We start from the raw sequence: 15735 nt of genomic DNA on the forward strand, positions 1-15735 counted from the left end.
GACAATTTATCAGAGATTATGGCGGCGCTGCGCCTCGCGGATCGCGATCCAGACCCGTTCAGGCGTGGCGGGCATGTCGATGTGGTCGATCTTGTACTCGCGATGCAGCCCCTCGACGATCGCGTTGACGACCGCCGGGCACGAGCCGATCGCGCCGGCCTCGCCCGCGCCCTTCACGCCCATTGGATTGGTCGTGCAGGGCACGTTGTGGGTCTCGAACACGAAGGACGGCCCGTCGGAGGCGCGCGGCAGCGCATAGTCCATGAAGGTGCCGGTGACGAGCTGACCGTCGGTCGGGCTGTACACCGCCTGCTCCATCAGCGCCTGCCCGATGCCCTGCATCGCGCCGCCATGAACCTGGCCCGCCAGCATCAGCGGATTGAGCGTGACGCCGAAATCGTCGACGATGAAGTAGCTGATGATCTTGATGATACCGGTGGCGGGATCGATCTCGACCTCGGCAAGATGGGTGCCGTTCGGATAGGTACCGTCGGCGCTGGCGAAGGTCGCGCTCGCATTCATCTTCGACGTATCGCCGCCGGGGCGTTTGGCGAGATCGGCAAAGCTGATCGAGCGGTCGGTGCCGGCGATGCGGATGCGGCCGTCGGCGATTTCGAGGTCGCCGGCGCCGGCCTCCAGCGCCTGCGCCGCGAGTTCCTTCAGCTTGTTGCCGAGATCATGCGTCGCCCGCTGCACGCTGACGCCGCCGGACGGAATCGATGCCGAGCCGCCGGTGCCGAGGCCGGTCGCGATCTTGTCGGTATCGCCCTGCAGCACATGGACGCGCTCGGGCGGCACGCCGAACTGCTCGGCGACGATCTGCGCATAGGCGGTCTGGTGGCCCTGCCCGCTCGACTGCGTGCCGATCAGGACCGCAATATCGCCATTGGAATCGAGCGCCACATTGGCGGTCTCCTCGCCCATCGTGCCGCAGACCTCGACATAGCTTGCCATGCCGATGCCCCGCACCAGGCCCTCTTTCCTGGCGGCCTTGGCGCGCTTCGGAAACTCCTTCCAGTTGGCAATCTCCATCGCGCGCTTCATATGCGCGACGAAGTCGCCGGAGTCGTAGACCTTGCCGGTCGCTGTCGTGTAGGGCAGCGACTTCAGAGGAATGAAGTTCTTCCGCCGGATGGCGTCCGGCGTCATGCCGAGTTTTCGCGCGGCGGCATCGACCAGGCGCTCGATGACATAGGCGGCCTCCGGGCGGCCGGCGCCGCGATAGGCGTCGACCGGCACCGTGTTGGTGAACACGGTGCGGACCCGGCAGTGGAAGGCCTGGATGTCGTAGAGGCCCGGCAGCATGCCGGCGCCGCCATGCGGGATGTAGGGCGCGAAGGTCGAGAGATAGGCGCCCATGTCGCCCATCAGGTCGACATCCATGCCGAGGAATTTGCCGTCCTCGGCGAGCGCCATCTTCGCGGTGGTGAGATTGTCGCGGCCCTGCGCGTCGCCCATGAAATGGTCGGAGCGCTCGGCCGTCCATTTGATGCTCTTCTTGAGCTTGCGCGCCGCGACCGAGATCAGCGCATATTCGCGATAGGGAAACAGCTTGGTGCCGAAGCCGCCGCCGACATCCGGGCAGATCACCCGCATGTTCTCCTTCGGCATCTTCAGGATCATGTCGCAGAGGATCTCGCGCAGGCGGTGGCTGCCCTGGCTGCCGATCGTCAGCGTCAGATGATCCTTCTTGGCGTCGTATTCGGCGACCGCGGCGCGTGTCTCCATGAAATTGGTGATGACGCGCGGGTTGACGATGGTGATCTCGGCCACCGCATGCGCCTTGGCGAACGCGGCCTCGGCGGCGCCCTTGTCGCCGATCGAGACGTCGAACAGCACGTTGCCGGGCTTGTCCGGCCAGACCTGCGGCGCGTCCTTCTTCACCGCATTGACGAGGCCGACCGCCGCCGGCAGCGGCGTCCATTTGACGTCGATCGCCTCGATCGCGTCACGGGCATGATCGACGGTATCGGCGACCACGAAGGCCACCGCGTCGCCGACATGGCGCACCTCGTCCTTGGCGAGGATCGGATAAGGCGGCGCGGTGAACGGATCGGTTTCGAGGTTGAACAGGCACGGCAGGCCGCCGAGCTCGGCGACGTCGGCGGCGGTCAGGATCAGCGCCACGCCGGGCATGCCGCGGGCCTTGCCGGCATCGATCGTGTAGGTCGCGTGCGCATGCGGCGAGCGCAGCATCAGCGCGTGCAATGCGGGAGACGGTGCGACGTCGTCGGTGTAGCGGCCCTTGCCGCGAATCAGGGCGTCGTCCTCCTTGCGCCGCACACTTTGTCCGACGCCGAATTTGATGGGAGCTGCCATCGTCTCTCCAATTGCCTTGGTGTGTTTTGCGCATATTGGCGTGGTTGTCGGCGAAGCGCAAACCGCTTTCCGCCGCTCGCGGCGCTATCACACAGCGGCCTCCTATGCTTTTGATTTGACAGGTAAAACTATACGCGCCGGAGCGCGAACAGCCAGCCGCGGCCGAACAGAGTGAGGATCGAGAGGGCATAGACGAAGACGCCGACCGCAATCAGCAGCAGCAGGATCAGCTCGTCGCGAAAGATCTGCATCGGCGCGAACCACACATAAGCGAAATGCGAGGTCAGCCACAGCGCGACCGCGAGCAGCACGCCGCATAGCGCGAAGGTGCCGAAGGAGCGGATCAGCGCGCGATCGAGCGCGAGGTAGCCGCGGCGCACGGCAAACATCAGCACCAGCAGCAGATTGACCCAGGCCCCGATTGCGGTCGCGAGCGCGAGCCCGACCTGCGCCAGCGAGCCGACCAGCGCGATCTTCAGCGCGACGTTGACCGCGACCCCGGTCAGCGCCGCTTTCACCGGCGTTGCGGTGTCCTTGCGGGCGTAGAAGGTCGCGACCGCGCTGCGGATCATCACGAAGGGAATGAGCCCCACCGCGTAGGCCGCGAGCGTGGCCCCGGCACTTGCCGCATCGGCCTTGGAGAACGCGCCGCGGGCGAACATCGCGCGCATGATCGGATCGGCCACGGTCAGGAACGCCGCCACGAACGGCACCGAGAACAGCAGCGTGAAATCGAAGGCGCGGCGCTGCGCGGCCATCGCGCCGGCGTGGTCGTCGGCGCTCAGCCGCCGCGACATCTCCGGCAGCAGCACGGTGCCGATCGCGATCCCGATCACGCCGATCGGCAATTGATTGAGGCGGTCGGCATAATACAGCGCCGACAGCGCGCCTGCGGGGAGGAAGGTCGCGATGATGGTATCGGCGAACAGCGCCACCTGCGTGCCCATCGAGCCCAACGTCGCCGGCCCCAGCGCGCGAAAGAAGCCGCGGACGTCCTCGTCGAGCTTCAGGGGCGCGAACCGCGGCAGGCCGCCATGGCGCGCGAGGTCGCCGGCGAGCAGGAAGAATTGCAGGAAGCCCGAGATCAGGACGCCCCAGGCCGCGGCGTGGCCCGCGCTCGGGAAGAACGCCGCGAGCGCCAGCGTCATCATCATGGCGAGGTTGAGGAAGATCGGCGCCGCGGCGGCGCTGGCGAAGCGATGCATCACGTTGAGCATGCCGCCGTAGAGCGTCACCAGCGTGATCAGCAGCAGATAGGGAAAGGTGATCCGCGTCAGCTCGATCGCGAGCTTGCGCTGCGCCGCGTCCTCGGTGAAGCCCGGCGCGAGGATGCTCATCGCCTGCGGCATGAACGCCATCGCCACCGCCAGCAGGATCACCTGCGAGGCGAACAGCAGCGTGAAGATGCGGTCGGCGAACAGCCGCGCCGACGCTTCGCCGCGCTCGCCATGGACGTGGGCATAGGCCGGCACGAAGGCGGCGTTGAAGGCGCCTTCGGCGAAGATCGCGCGGAAATGATTGGGCAGCCGCAGCGCCACGAAGAAGGCGTCGGCAACCGGCCCGGCACCGAGGATCGCCGCGAGCATGATGTCGCGCGCGAACCCGGTGACCCGCGATAGCAGGGTATAGCCGCCGACGGTGAAGATGCGCCCAAGCATGCGCTGCTTCTAGCGCATGATTGCGGTCTGAAAAAGTTTCCTATCAGGCCGAAAGCGCGCTGCGCACAGCCGCGATGACGCGGTCCTGCGTCGCCTCGTCGAGATAGGGGTGCATCGGCAGGGCGATGACGTCCTTCGACAGCCGCTCGCTGACCGGCAGGCCGCCGTCGGCAACCGGATAGTGGCTGTAGGCCGTCTGCTGGTGCACCGATTTGGGATAGTAGATCATGGTCGGGACGCCCTGCGCCTTCAGGGCAGCCGCGAAGGTGTCGCGATCGATGCCGTCGGACAGACGGATGGTGTATTGCGCCCACACCGAGGTACAGCCCGGGGCAAGGCGCGGCACCGCGACGAGGTTGCCGAGCGCGCGCGAATAGCGCTCCGCCACCCTGTTGCGCGCCGCGATCTCGTCGTCGAAAATCTTCAGCTTCTCGAGCAGGATCGCCGCCTGCATGGTGTCCAGCCGCGCCGTGAGGCCGAGCCGCACGTTGTCGTACTTGTCCGAGCCCTGGCCGTGCACGCGGATGCTGCGCAGCGTGCGTGCGAGCTCCTCGTCGTCGGTGAAGATCGCGCCGCCGTCGCCGAAGCAGCCGAGCGGCTTAGCCGGGAAGAAGCTGGTCCCGGTCGCGAGCCCGAAGGTGCCGAGCTTGCGGTTCTTGTAGGTTGCGCCGAAGCCCTGCGCGGCGTCATCGAGCACGAACAGGCCCTCGGCCTCGGCGACCGCGGCGATCGCATCGTGATCGGCGCTCTGGCCGAACAGGTCGACCGGGATCACGGCGACCGGCTTCAGCCCGCGCGCGCGCGCCGTCGCGATGCCGCGTTTCAGCGAATTGATGTCGATATTGAAGGTCTCCTCATCGACATCGACGAAAACCGGCGTCGCTCCGGTCAGCGTCACGACCTCGCCGGTCGCACAGAAGGTGAAGGTCGGGCACAATACCGCATCGCCCGGCCCGACATTCTTCGCCATCAGGACCATCAGCAGTGCGTCGGTGCCGCTCGCACAGCTGACCACGTGCTTTGCGCCGCTATAGTCCGCCAGCGCCTTCTCCAGCGCGGTCACTTCGGGACCGTTGATGAACTGGCAATGGTCGAGCACACGCGCGACCGCGTCATCGATCGACTTGCCGAGCCGCCGGCGCTGCGCGGCGATATCGATGAAGGGAATGGGCTCAAGCTGCATATGCTGGTTCATGGAAGCTCTTTGCACGTGTTAATGAATGACAATCAGCCGGCGATGCGGCGCGGTCCCTTGCGCATCGTCGAGGCGGCGGGCCGTGCGGGCGATTCCAGGCAGCGGATCGCGATCTCGAGGCTCGCCACACCCTCGTCGCCGGACACGGCCGGCAGCTTGCCGCCGCGTACGGCATCGAGGAAGGCAATCAGCTCGGCGCGCAGCGGCTCGTCGTGACCGACCGGCAGATGACGCATCGAATAGCTGCCGTCCGGCTTGAAGCCGAAACATTCGGTGACCTGACGCGTGAGCAGATCGCCCATCACATACTTGCCGCGGGTTGCGACCGTCACGTTGCGCGCCTTGAACGGCGTCAGCCAATTGGTGTTGATGTGGGCGAGCACGCCGGAAGCGGTACGGAATTGCAGCAGCGCGATATCCTCGCGCTCGGCGACGGCGCTCGAAAGCTGAGGCTGCACCTCGACGATGTCGGACTCAGTGAACCAGCGGATCAGGTCGATGTCGTGCACGGCAAGATCGATCACAACGCCGACATTGGACATTCGCGGCGGGAACGGGCCGACCCGGGTGATACCGATCGACAGGATGTCCTCGCCCGAGATCGCCTGCTTGATCGCGGCGACCGCAGGATTGAAGCGCTCGACATGGCCGACCATCAGCGTGACGCCGGCCCGCTCGGCGGCCGCGACGATATCGCGGCCCTCTTCGACCGTGGACGCGACCGGCTTCTCGACCAGGATGTGAATGTTGCGCGCGATGCAGGCGAGCGCGATCTCGTGATGCAGATGGGTGGGAGCTGCGATCGTCACCGCATCGATGCCCTCGGCGAACAGCTGATCGAGGCTTTCGAAGGCGCGGCAGCCGACCAGGTCGACGGCGCGCGTGCGATGTTCCGGCAGCGGATCGACGATGCCGATCAACAGCACCCCGGGCAGTCCGGCCAGCACGCGGGCATGGTTGCTGCCCATCACGCCGGCGCCGATCACGCCAACGCGCAATGCGCGGCCGATATCGGCCTTCGCGCCGGCTGCGGACACTTTTGCATTCATATCGTAGACCCCAAGTAACGTTCTGGCGGTTGTCCCGGCTTCTCAGGGAGCCATCCCGGCTCCGAGGGAATCAGCACCAAGGCCCCTCTGCCCGATCCGCGCCTTTGGCGCAAATCACGACCCGCTTCGTTGGCAGCCGCTATAGCACGGCGTCACAAATGTGGCGAATGCCAACGGCGAAATCCGGACACGTTTTGATTCAAAGAGTTACATCGCCCGCGACTCGACCTTGAGCGCGGGCCACGTTCGCCTCAGGTGCGCCGATAGTCATCCTCGATGCGGATGATGTCGTCCTCGCCGAGATAGCTGCCGGTCTGCACCTCGATCAGCTCGAGCTGGATCTTGCCCGGGTTCTCCAGCCGGTGCACGGCGCCGATCGGGATGTAGATCGATTCGTTCTCGTGCACCGTCTTGATCAGCTCGTTGACGGTGACCTGCGCGGTGCCGCGCACCACGATCCAGTGCTCGGAGCGGTGATGGTGCTTCTGCAGGGACAGCCGTCCGCCCGGCTTGACGACGATGCGCTTGACCTGGTGGCGATCGCCATTGTCGACCGACTGATAGGAGCCCCAGGGGCGATGCACCTTGATGTGGTTCTCGGTCACCTCCGGCGCCGCCACTTTCAATTTCGCGACCAGCCGCTTCAGCCCGTTTGCGTCCTTCTGGCGTGACACCAGCACGGCGTCCTGGGTCGCGACCACGACGAGATCGTCGACGCCTTCGAGCGCAACCAGCGCCCGGTCGGTCGAGACGTTGCAATTGCGAGAGTCCTCGAACACCGCCTTGCCGCGCGCCGCGTTGCCGAGGCTGTCCTTGTCGGCGAGCTCCCAGACCTGGCGCCACGAGCCGATGTCTGACCAGCCGCACGCCACCGGCACCACCGCAGCATGCGATGTCTTCTCCATCACTGCGTAATCGATCGAGATCGCCTTCGCCGCGCCGAAGGCCTGCGCATCGAGCTTGACGAAGCCGAGATCGCGTGCCGCCGACGCAACCGACAGCTCCACCGAGGCCACGCTGTCCGAATCGACATTGCGGTACTCGTCGAGCAGCACGCTTGCGCGGAACATGAAGTTGCCGCTGTTCCAGAGATAACCTGCATCGATATAGCCTGCCGCCGTCGCGGCATCCGGCTTCTCGACGAACTTCGCCACCGCGCGCACCTCGCCGGCGACCACCTCACCCGGATTGATGTAGCCGTATTCGGTGGCCGGCCGCTCGGGTTTGACGCCGAACGTCACGATGCGGCCGGCGTCCGCAGCCACCAATCCGCCGCGGCACGCGGCGACGAAGGCCGCGGTGTCCCGCACCAGATGGTCGGCGGCCAGCGCCAGCACGATCGCTTCGCTGTCGCGGCTCTGCGCGAACGCCGCACCGGCCGCAATCGCCGGCCCGGAGTCGCGGCGCATCGGCTCCAGCAGCACGTCGGCCTCGCGGCCGATTTCGGCCAGCTGCTCCAGCACCATGAAGCGATAGGCCTCGTTGGTGATCACGATCGGACGCTCGAACAGGCCGGTCTCGGAAACCCGCAGCAGCGTCTCCTGGAAGGTCGAGCGGGCCCCGAACAGCGACAGGAACTGTTTCGGATGCACCTCGCGTGACGCCGGCCACAATCGCGTGCCTGCACCGCCGCACATGATCAGGGGAATAATTCGTCGATCCATCGATGCCTCAAATCCTGTCGTGCAAGTCCTGTCGTATCCGCCTGCGGACGACACACCAAATCGGCCCGGGCCGTCGCGGCCGGCGGCCCTGTTGCCTCGGAAGCACTATCCAAGCAGTAGCACGCGCTCCCGCGCGTCTGGTCGGATTTTACCGGTAACGTAAACCCCCGGTGAGTGGCCGGCCGTCCCCCGTTCCGGCCTCTTTAGCCACCCCTTCGCGCCTGCCGCAATAGGGACCAGTACGGGTATTGCCAGATCGGCGCGGAAACCATACCAAGGCGACGAATTTGGGCGCGCGAAAGCGTTTTGCGCTGTTTTTGACACATTCTGAAACCTGGCAGCGCGAACGGAAATGCGCCGAATCCTGCTTTCGACCGTCAAGATCCTGATCTCGGCCGCGCTGCTGTATTTCTCGCTGCGCAAGGTCAATCTGTACGACCTTGCCTCCCGTATCCAGGTCGAGAGCCTGGGCTGGCTCGGCCTCGCGATCGCGGTCACGTTCCTGCAGATCTTCCTCGGGGTGTTGCGCTGGCGGGAGATCAGCGTGGAGTGCGGCGCCCCGCTGGAGACCGGCCAGGCCATGCGCTTCAACGTGATCGGCACCTTCTTCAACCAGACGCTGCCGTCTTCGATCGGTGGCGACGCAGTCCGGCTTTGGCTCGTCGCGCGCGCCGGTGCGGGCTGGCGAGCAGCCACCTATTCGATTTTCGTGGACCGCGCGATCGGACTGATCGCCCTCGCCGTCGTCATCGCCGCCACCCTGCCCTGGAGTTATCGGCTGATTTCCGATTCCCACGGCTGGATGGCGTTGCTGCTTCTCGACCTCGCCGCACTCGCGGCCGGATTTGGCTTCCTGCTGATCGGCGTGTTGCCATGGGCCTGGCTGAAGCAATGGTGGGCGACGCATCACATCCACGCCTGCGCCGTCATCGCGAACCGGGTGTTGTTCAGCCGCAAGCACGGATTGAGGGTCGCAATTCTCTCGATCGCCATTCATGTGGTGACCGTCGTGATCGCCTGGTGCGTGGTAAAGTCGATCACGGCCCCCGTCACCTTCGGCCAGATCTTCCAGTTGTTGCCGCCAGTGATGCTGATCACGATGATGCCGATCTCGATCGCGGGCTGGGGCGTGCGCGAGGCCACGATGGCGCTAGCCTTCGGCTACGCCGGATTGATCGCCAATGAGGGCGTCAACATCTCGCTGTTGTTCGGCGCGGTATCGTTCGTGGTTGGCGTGTTTGGCGGCCTGGTGTGGATCCTGAGCCCGGAAAAGGCCGCCAAGGGCACCGAACCGATCGAAGTCCCGGGATCGCAATCGCGAGTCCCGGGATCGCAATAGCCGGACCAGAATGAGCGCTTTCGAAATCCTCCTGTCATTGATCGCTGCGGTTCTGGCTGCGTCGATCTCGGCTGTCCTGATCCAGGCGACGCGGCCGCTGCTGCTGCGTGTGGCGCTGGCGAAGCCGAATGCGCGCTCGTCGCACCGTATTCCAACGCCGCAGGGTGCCGGCATCGCGGTCACGGCGGCGACGCTGCTGGCGGGCGGCATCGTCATCGTCCTGGCCGGATCGCAGGACCTGACAATTCCCTTCATCGTCTTCGCAGCCTGCCTGTTCATCGCAGTGGTGGGCTTTGCCGACGACATCCGCTCGCTGCCCGTCGTCCCGCGGCTGCTGCTGCAGGCCGCCGCCGTTGCGGCCGTGGTGTTTTCCGCGCCTGATGGTCTCAGGCTGGTTCCGGCCGGCCCGGTCTGGCTCGAACGCGGCCTGCTGCTGATCGCCGGCCTCTGGTTCGTGAACCTCGTCAACTTCATGGACGGGCTCGACCTGATGACCGCGGCCGAGGCCGTGCCGATCACCGTGGCGATCGCGCTGCTCGGCAGCTTCGGCTATCTCCCCGCAGCTCCCGCGCTGGTCGCGGCGGCGCTGTGCGGCGCGCTGCTCGGCTTCGCGCCGTTCAACCGACCGGTCGCAAGGATATTCCTGGGCGATGTCGGCAGCCTGCCGATCGGCCTGCTGCTCGGCTGGTGCCTGCTCGAGCTCGCCCTGCATCGACAGTTCGCCGCCGCGCTGCTGCTGCCGCTGTACTATTTGACGGACGCAACGGTCACGCTGTTTCGCCGCATGGCGCGGCGCGAGCCCTTCTGGGCCGCGCATCGCTCGCACTTCTACCAGCGCGCGACCGACAACGGATTCACGGTGTGGCGCGTCGTCGGCGAGGTGTTTGCGCTCAACGCAGTGCTGGCGCTGCTCGCATTCGCCTCGGTCGCGCTCAATTCGCTCACCGCAGACATCGCGCTGCTGCTGGCCGGCGCGCTCGCCGTCGCCTGGCAGCTGCGGCGGTTCTCCCGACCGCTCTGATCGCCTCAGCTGTCCGTTTGACGCAGCGCGCGCCGCAGCCCCTCGTCGAGGCTGATCGGCTGCTGCCATCCGGTGCCCGCGATCTTGGAAAGATCAAGCTCGAGCGAGGCGAACAGGCTGTCATAGGCTTCCCTGCGGCCGCTGATCCCGAGCGCCATCTTCAACAGCGGCGCCGGCAGCCAGAACAGACGCGGCGAGGTGTCCGCCGCCCGGGCCAGGCGCTCGACGAATTCACGCGTCGAGACCTGCTCGCGGTCAGCCACCAGGAACACGTCGAAATCATCTCCCGGGTGCGACAAGCGGTGCAAGATGAACGACGCGAGGTTTTCCGCCGACACGAACGCGCGGCGATTCTTCACATACGCGAGCGGTAGCGGCATGCGATTGATCACGGCGCGCTTGAGCAACGCGAAATTTCCTTTCGCGCCGGCGCCGTAGATCAGCGGCGGCCTGATGACGGTCACCCTCATGCCGCTGCCCGGCACAATTTCCTTCAAGCCAACCTCGGCGGCCGCCTTCGAGTTTCCGTAGAGGCCGCGCGGTGTCAGGACGTCGTCCTCGCGAAACGGAGGACGCCCGTAATTGCTGCGCCCATGCACCAGGATCGTGCTGACGAAAATGAAATCGCGCACGCCGGCAGCGGCCGCGGAACGCGCCAGATGCAGCGTGCCCTCGATATTGACGTTGCGGTAGAGCTCGATCGCCTGTTCGTCGGACTGCTGGTGAACGCGGGCCGCAAGATGAACAACCGCGTCCACGCCATCGAGCGCCGCGCCCCAATTGGTGACCGGGCTGAGCGAGCCGATCGTCACGTCGTTGGCATCTTGCGGCGCCGTTCGCACCGCGCGTCGCACCACCCAGCCGTTGCGCGCCAATACGGGCACCACATGGCGGCCGACAAAGCCGCTGGCGCCTGTGACCAGAACCGTCCGGCGACCATCATTCATACCGTCCGCTCCACATCACGATTGGGTAGCAGCTCCCGGGCCAGCGCAGCGTAGCTCGCCAGCGCCCGCTCGGGACTGAAGGTCCGCGCGGTCGCGACCGCGCGCTCGGCCATCGCGGCGTCCTGCGATCGCGACGCCTGGCGAATGGCATCGGCGAGTTGATCGGGCCTTCCCGGCGTGACGACCCAGCCGAGCCGGTTTTCGCTGACGGTGAGCGCGGCCTCGGCCTCGGGCTCGGAGACGAGAATGACGGGCCGGCCGGCCGCGAGCAGATTGTAGAACCGGCTCGGCACCGACACGCCGGCGACGTCCTTGCGATAGGGAATGAGCCAAACGTCCGCGCTGGAGAGCAGCGCATCGAGCTCGCTGTCCGCGACGCGCTCGACCAGCGTGACGTTGGCAAGCCGCGCGGCGGCCTGCAGCTCCTTGAGCCGCGCGAAGCCGATGCCCCATCCCGAGAGCAGGAAATGGATCTCGCCTTCGTCACGCAGCAGCCGCGCGGCCTGGAAGACGATGTCCGGATCGTGGGTGAAGCCGAGATTGCCGGACAGCCCGACGACGAAGCGGGCGGCGATGGCCTTGCGAAACGGATTGTCGGGGCTCACGGGACGGTTGCCGGGGGCGAGCGTGGCCCAGTTCGGGATGAACCTGATCTTGTCCTGTGTCATTCCGCCATATCGCAGCAGCAGCTTCTCGGCGTCGCGGCCGATCACGATGACAGCGTTCAGGGCCCGGAACATCAGCGCGTTGATCGCCCGCATCGCCCGCGCCACCAGCGAGGACGGCCGCAGCAGCCCGGCCATCACGAGCACGTCGGGAAACAGGTCGTGCAGGATCAGCGCCGACTTGGCCCCCTTCAACCTGGCCGCGGCGGCAACCGCATAGGGCAGCGCGAAGGGAGCGGTCACCGTCAGCGCCACGTCGCCCCGCTTCAGCCGCGACAACAGCGCAAAGAAGATCCGGCCGGTGAACAGCGCCTCGGCCAGCGCGCGCTTGATCAGCGCCGCCTTTCCCGGCAGCCAGTTCCTGATCTCGATGACGGCGGGCCGCCCGGGCGCCGGCGCCCGCGCCGAGCCCGGCATCCCGGAGATCACCATCACCTCCGACTCCTGCGCGATCCGTTCGGCGATCGCGGACATGATCGCGGCGGTCGTGCTGTGGTCCGGCGGATAGTGCTGGCTGACGACCACGACTTTTCGAGAACTACGCATCAATGGCTTTCGAAACGGTCCTGTCTCGGCGTCCGCAGAACGGCGCGGTCAGGCGGCATTCGATCCGAACTCGGGCACGGCGTCCTGAAGGACGGCGCGGATGGTCACACGGTCATCTCTCTCGATCGCATCCTCCAGCGCCGCGAGCCACTTGCGCAGCGTCGACATCGGAGGCTGGTTCGGCTTGGCCGCCATGACGCCGGCGACGCCGATTTCGAGCGTCGGCTCCTGGCTTGCGAACAGGATCTCGTTCAGCCGCTCGCCGGGACGGATGCCGCTGAACACGATCTCGACGTCGACGCCGGGTTGCAGGCCCGACAGACGGATCATCCGCTCGGCGAGATCGACGATCTTCACCGGTTGCCCCATTTCCAGCACATAGACCGAGACGTCGGGCCGCGCCGGCGTCACTGCGTGCGTCGCTGCGGTGATCACGAGATCGCAGGCCTCGCGGATCGTCATGAAGTAGCGAACCATGTCCGGATGGGTCACCGTGATCGGTCCGCCGGCCTCGATCTGCGCCTTGAATTTCGGCACCACCGATCCATTGGACGCCAGCACATTGCCGAACCGCACCGAGATCAGCCGCATGTGCGGCTTGCCCTTTGCCTCGGTCATCAGGTCATGGTCCAGCGCCTGGCAATACATCTCGGCGAAGCGCTTGGTCAGGCCCAGCATCGACACCGGCTCGATCGCCTTGTCGGTCGAGATCATCACCATTGCGCTCGCGCCCGCGGCATGCGCGGCGTCGGCCACGTTCACCGACCCGAAGATGTTGGTCTTGACCCCTTCGCTCCAGTCGCGCTCCAGGATCGGCACATGCTTGAGCGCCGCGGCATGGAACACGATGTCGGGCTTGAACTCGCTCATCAGCCGCGTGATGCGCTCGCGATCCCGGATATCGGCGATCCGGCCCTCGATCTCGGGCCCGGAGTCGCGCGCGGACAGCGCCTCGGTGACCGCATAGAGCGCCGGCTCCGAGTTCTCCACGACCAGGAGGCGCGCGGCGCCGAAGGTCGCGACCCGTTCGCAGATTTCGGCGCCGATCGAGCCGCCGCCGCCGGTGACGATGACGGACTTGCCCCTCACCAGCGTCTCGAGCCGCGCGTAGTCGATCTTCTGGCTTGGGCGCAGCAGCAGGTCCTCGACGGCGACATTGGTCAGTCGCGGCGCGTCGCCGCCCTCCAGCGACGGCAGGCGACTGACCATCACGCCGAGCCGCCGGGCGCGCATCAGCACGCTCTCCGGATGCGCTTCGGGTTCGAAGGCCGACGGTGTCATGACCACGCGCTTGATCGGCCGCTGGCGGGTCTCGAAATCCCGAATCACGGCCTCGATGTCGTCGACGCCGCCGACCACGGGAATGTTGCGGATCATCTGGCCGCGGTCCGCGTCCGACGGCGAGAGCACGCCGACCGGCCAGAGCCGCTTGATGGCGCCATTCTCGATGCCACGCAGCACGACTTCGGCATCGGCCGTACGTCCGACCAGCAGCGCCGGCGCGGCATTGTCGGATCGGGCATGCAGTCGCGTGCGTGAATAACGGAAATAGCGGTAGCCGAGGCGCAACGCGCTCAGCGCGAATACCTCGAGGAAGAAGAACAGGATGATCGTGACCCGGCCGAGGAACACCGGGCTTTGCGAATTCGTTCCGGTGAAGAAGTAGACGTAGTCCAGCACGACCAGTGCCAGCGTCAGCACCGCTGCGACCCGCAGGATATTCACCGCGTCCGGCAGCGAGGTGAAGCGCCATTTCGCCGTGGTCAGATTGGAGAAATAGCTGACGAAAACGCTGAACAGCACGAACCAGGGCAGGATGAGCAGCAGATGCGGGAGTCGATCGGTTAGAAGGCTGCCCTCGAAACGCAGATAGAAGCTCGCCAGCAACGCGAACGTCGTCGCGAGCGCGTCATGCACCAAAATCAGGAAATTGCGCAGGGTGAGTTGTGAAAGGCGCGTCATCTAACGGACGGGTTGCCGGCAACTGGGAGTTCGCGATGGGACATTGGCAGGCTGATAGCGTATCTGCAGAGCCCTTGCCAGCGATCATGGACGAGCAGGAGGTTCGGGTTCCATATCGGCCCGCAATTGCCCCTTCAACGCCATGCCGCCCGCAACGCCGACGCCCAGCACATACATCCAGCCCTCGTGAAAGTCGAAGATGTGTGAATTAAACAACGAACTAGAAATATTCTGTACCACGACGAGAAGCCCGATCCAGTTGACGAGACCGTCGCCGCGGAACAGCAAAAGGTGCAGGAGCCACATTGCGTACAGTATCGCTACACCCACAATGCCCCACTGCACGGCGACGTTCAACGTTTGATTGTGGGGGTTTCCGATCACTTCGCCGGAAGCCTGGGTCGCACCGCCCTTCGCGACGCGCTCGAACAGGCCCCGCGTCGCGCCGGTGCCATGGCCGATGACCGGCGCCTCGGCAAAGAAGCCAAGCGACTTGCGCCAGAATTCGAGCCGCAAGCCGAGCGAGGTCGGCTCGTTGCGCTGCATGTAGAGCTTGTAGTCGCGCTCGAACGACTCCGCCGTCGAGCGCAATTGCGGCGAGCCATACCACGCCACGACGGCTAACGCGGCGGCCGCGCAAAGGATCAGGACGATGCTGCGCCAGCGCAGATGGAGCAGCGCAAACACCGCGAACATAATCGGAACCGTCACCAATGCAGTCCGCGACACCACCACCATCGCCATGTTGGCGAACAGGCTGAGCGCAATCGCAATCAGCAACATGGCCGGCAGGATGCGTTTGGCCCGCAGCAGCGTCACGACCGGATAGGCCAGTGCGACCGCGCACAAGGTGAATTCCTGGCTCTGGTCAATGTAGTTCTTGACGAAGACTCCCTGCTCGCCCGGAGCGGGCGCCCGCAGCGCGAGGTGCGGATAGGCAAGCACCAGCCAGGACATCAGCATCAACAGCGTGCAGGAGACCAGGAAGGCGACGAACACCCAGGTCCCGCGGGCCGAGCGCTGAAAATGATAGAGCAGGACCGGCAGCACGAGAAGCTTTGCGGTCGGCCCGACCGCGTAGAATCGCAAGCCCCAGGCCGCGTCCGACCAGAGCGTGCCGACAAGCGCGAGGCAAAACAACGCGACCGGCGCCAGGCAGATCGGCCGCTTCAGCAACGCCCAGAACGCCTTCAGATCGACCGTCGGCGCAATCGCGATCAGCAGCACCACGCCGAAGATGCCGACCAGCGAGGTCGACCACGGCAGCGACAGCGCAATCAGGACCGCGACCACATCGGTCGCGGTCTGCCAGCGCGCCGGATCGCGCCAGGCCGGACACGCCGCGGCGCCTGCCGGGGATGCCATGCTGG

Annotated in this window: 11 protein-coding genes; 2 read left to right on the top strand and 9 right to left on the bottom strand. The window is 65.9% G+C overall.

Going from position 1 to position 15735, the window contains the following annotated elements; all coding sequences use genetic code 11:
• Positions 1 to 9: 9 nt before the first annotated feature.
• The 5 genes from QA639_RS29140 to QA639_RS29160 all read right to left on the bottom strand — a co-directional run bounded on the left by QA639_RS29140 (position 10) and on the right by QA639_RS29160 (position 7885).
• The gene (locus QA639_RS29140; RefSeq protein ID WP_283087837.1) at positions 10 to 2319 is read right to left on the bottom strand and encodes a xanthine dehydrogenase family protein molybdopterin-binding subunit; all 2310 of its coding nucleotides are present in this window, start codon (positions 2317 to 2319) and stop codon (positions 10 to 12) included.
• 128 nt (positions 2320 to 2447) lie between these two features.
• Positions 2448 to 3977, bottom strand: a complete 1530-nt coding sequence (gene murJ, locus QA639_RS29145) for a murein biosynthesis integral membrane protein MurJ (RefSeq protein ID WP_157343098.1) — start codon at positions 3975 to 3977, stop codon at positions 2448 to 2450.
• A gap of 43 nt (positions 3978 to 4020) precedes the next feature.
• On the bottom strand, positions 4021 to 5172 hold the full coding sequence (locus QA639_RS29150) for a DegT/DnrJ/EryC1/StrS family aminotransferase (RefSeq protein ID WP_283087838.1): 1152 nt from the start codon (positions 5170 to 5172) through the stop codon (positions 4021 to 4023).
• 32 nt (positions 5173 to 5204) lie between these two features.
• Positions 5205 to 6221: a Gfo/Idh/MocA family protein gene (locus QA639_RS29155; RefSeq protein ID WP_283087839.1), complete on the bottom strand. Its 1017-nt coding sequence runs from the start codon at positions 6219 to 6221 to the stop codon at positions 5205 to 5207.
• 251 nt (positions 6222 to 6472) lie between these two features.
• A complete protein-coding gene (locus tag QA639_RS29160; protein ID WP_283087840.1) occupies positions 6473 to 7885 on the bottom strand; it encodes a mannose-1-phosphate guanylyltransferase/mannose-6-phosphate isomerase in 1413 nt (470 codons plus the stop codon).
• 352 nt (positions 7886 to 8237) lie between these two features.
• Here QA639_RS29160 and QA639_RS29165 point away from each other — a divergent pair, with 352 nt between their 5' ends.
• Positions 8238 to 9224: a lysylphosphatidylglycerol synthase transmembrane domain-containing protein gene (locus tag QA639_RS29165; protein ID WP_253589835.1), complete on the top strand. Its 987-nt coding sequence runs from the start codon at positions 8238 to 8240 to the stop codon at positions 9222 to 9224.
• 10 nt (positions 9225 to 9234) lie between these two features.
• Complete coding sequence (locus QA639_RS29170) at positions 9235 to 10245, top strand: MraY family glycosyltransferase (RefSeq protein WP_050384632.1); 1011 nt, start codon at positions 9235 to 9237, stop codon at positions 10243 to 10245.
• Between the two features lie 5 nt (positions 10246 to 10250).
• Here QA639_RS29170 and QA639_RS29175 read toward each other — a convergent pair whose 3' ends face one another.
• From QA639_RS29175 to QA639_RS29190, 4 genes are all read right to left on the bottom strand, one after another.
• Positions 10251 to 11192 (bottom strand): NAD-dependent epimerase/dehydratase family protein, encoded by a 942-nt coding sequence (locus QA639_RS29175; RefSeq protein WP_157343088.1) that lies wholly within the window; start codon positions 11190 to 11192, stop codon positions 10251 to 10253.
• Positions 11189 to 12403, bottom strand: a complete 1215-nt coding sequence (locus QA639_RS29180; RefSeq protein WP_157343086.1) for a glycosyltransferase family 4 protein — start codon at positions 12401 to 12403, stop codon at positions 11189 to 11191. The genes QA639_RS29175 and QA639_RS29180 overlap by 4 nt, the downstream gene beginning before the upstream one ends.
• A 48-nt stretch (positions 12404 to 12451) precedes the next feature.
• Entirely contained in the window at positions 12452 to 14365 is a 1914-nt protein-coding gene (locus tag QA639_RS29185) for a nucleoside-diphosphate sugar epimerase/dehydratase (RefSeq protein ID WP_157343085.1), read from the bottom strand.
• An 84-nt stretch (positions 14366 to 14449) separates the two neighbouring features.
• On the bottom strand, positions 14450 to 15730 hold the full coding sequence (locus QA639_RS29190; protein WP_157343084.1) for an O-antigen ligase family protein: 1281 nt from the start codon (positions 15728 to 15730) through the stop codon (positions 14450 to 14452).
• Between the last annotated feature and the right edge of the window lie 5 nt (positions 15731 to 15735).

This window comes from Bradyrhizobium pachyrhizi, from assembly GCF_029714545.1.
Lineage (GTDB): Bacteria > Pseudomonadota > Alphaproteobacteria > Rhizobiales > Xanthobacteraceae > Bradyrhizobium > Bradyrhizobium pachyrhizi.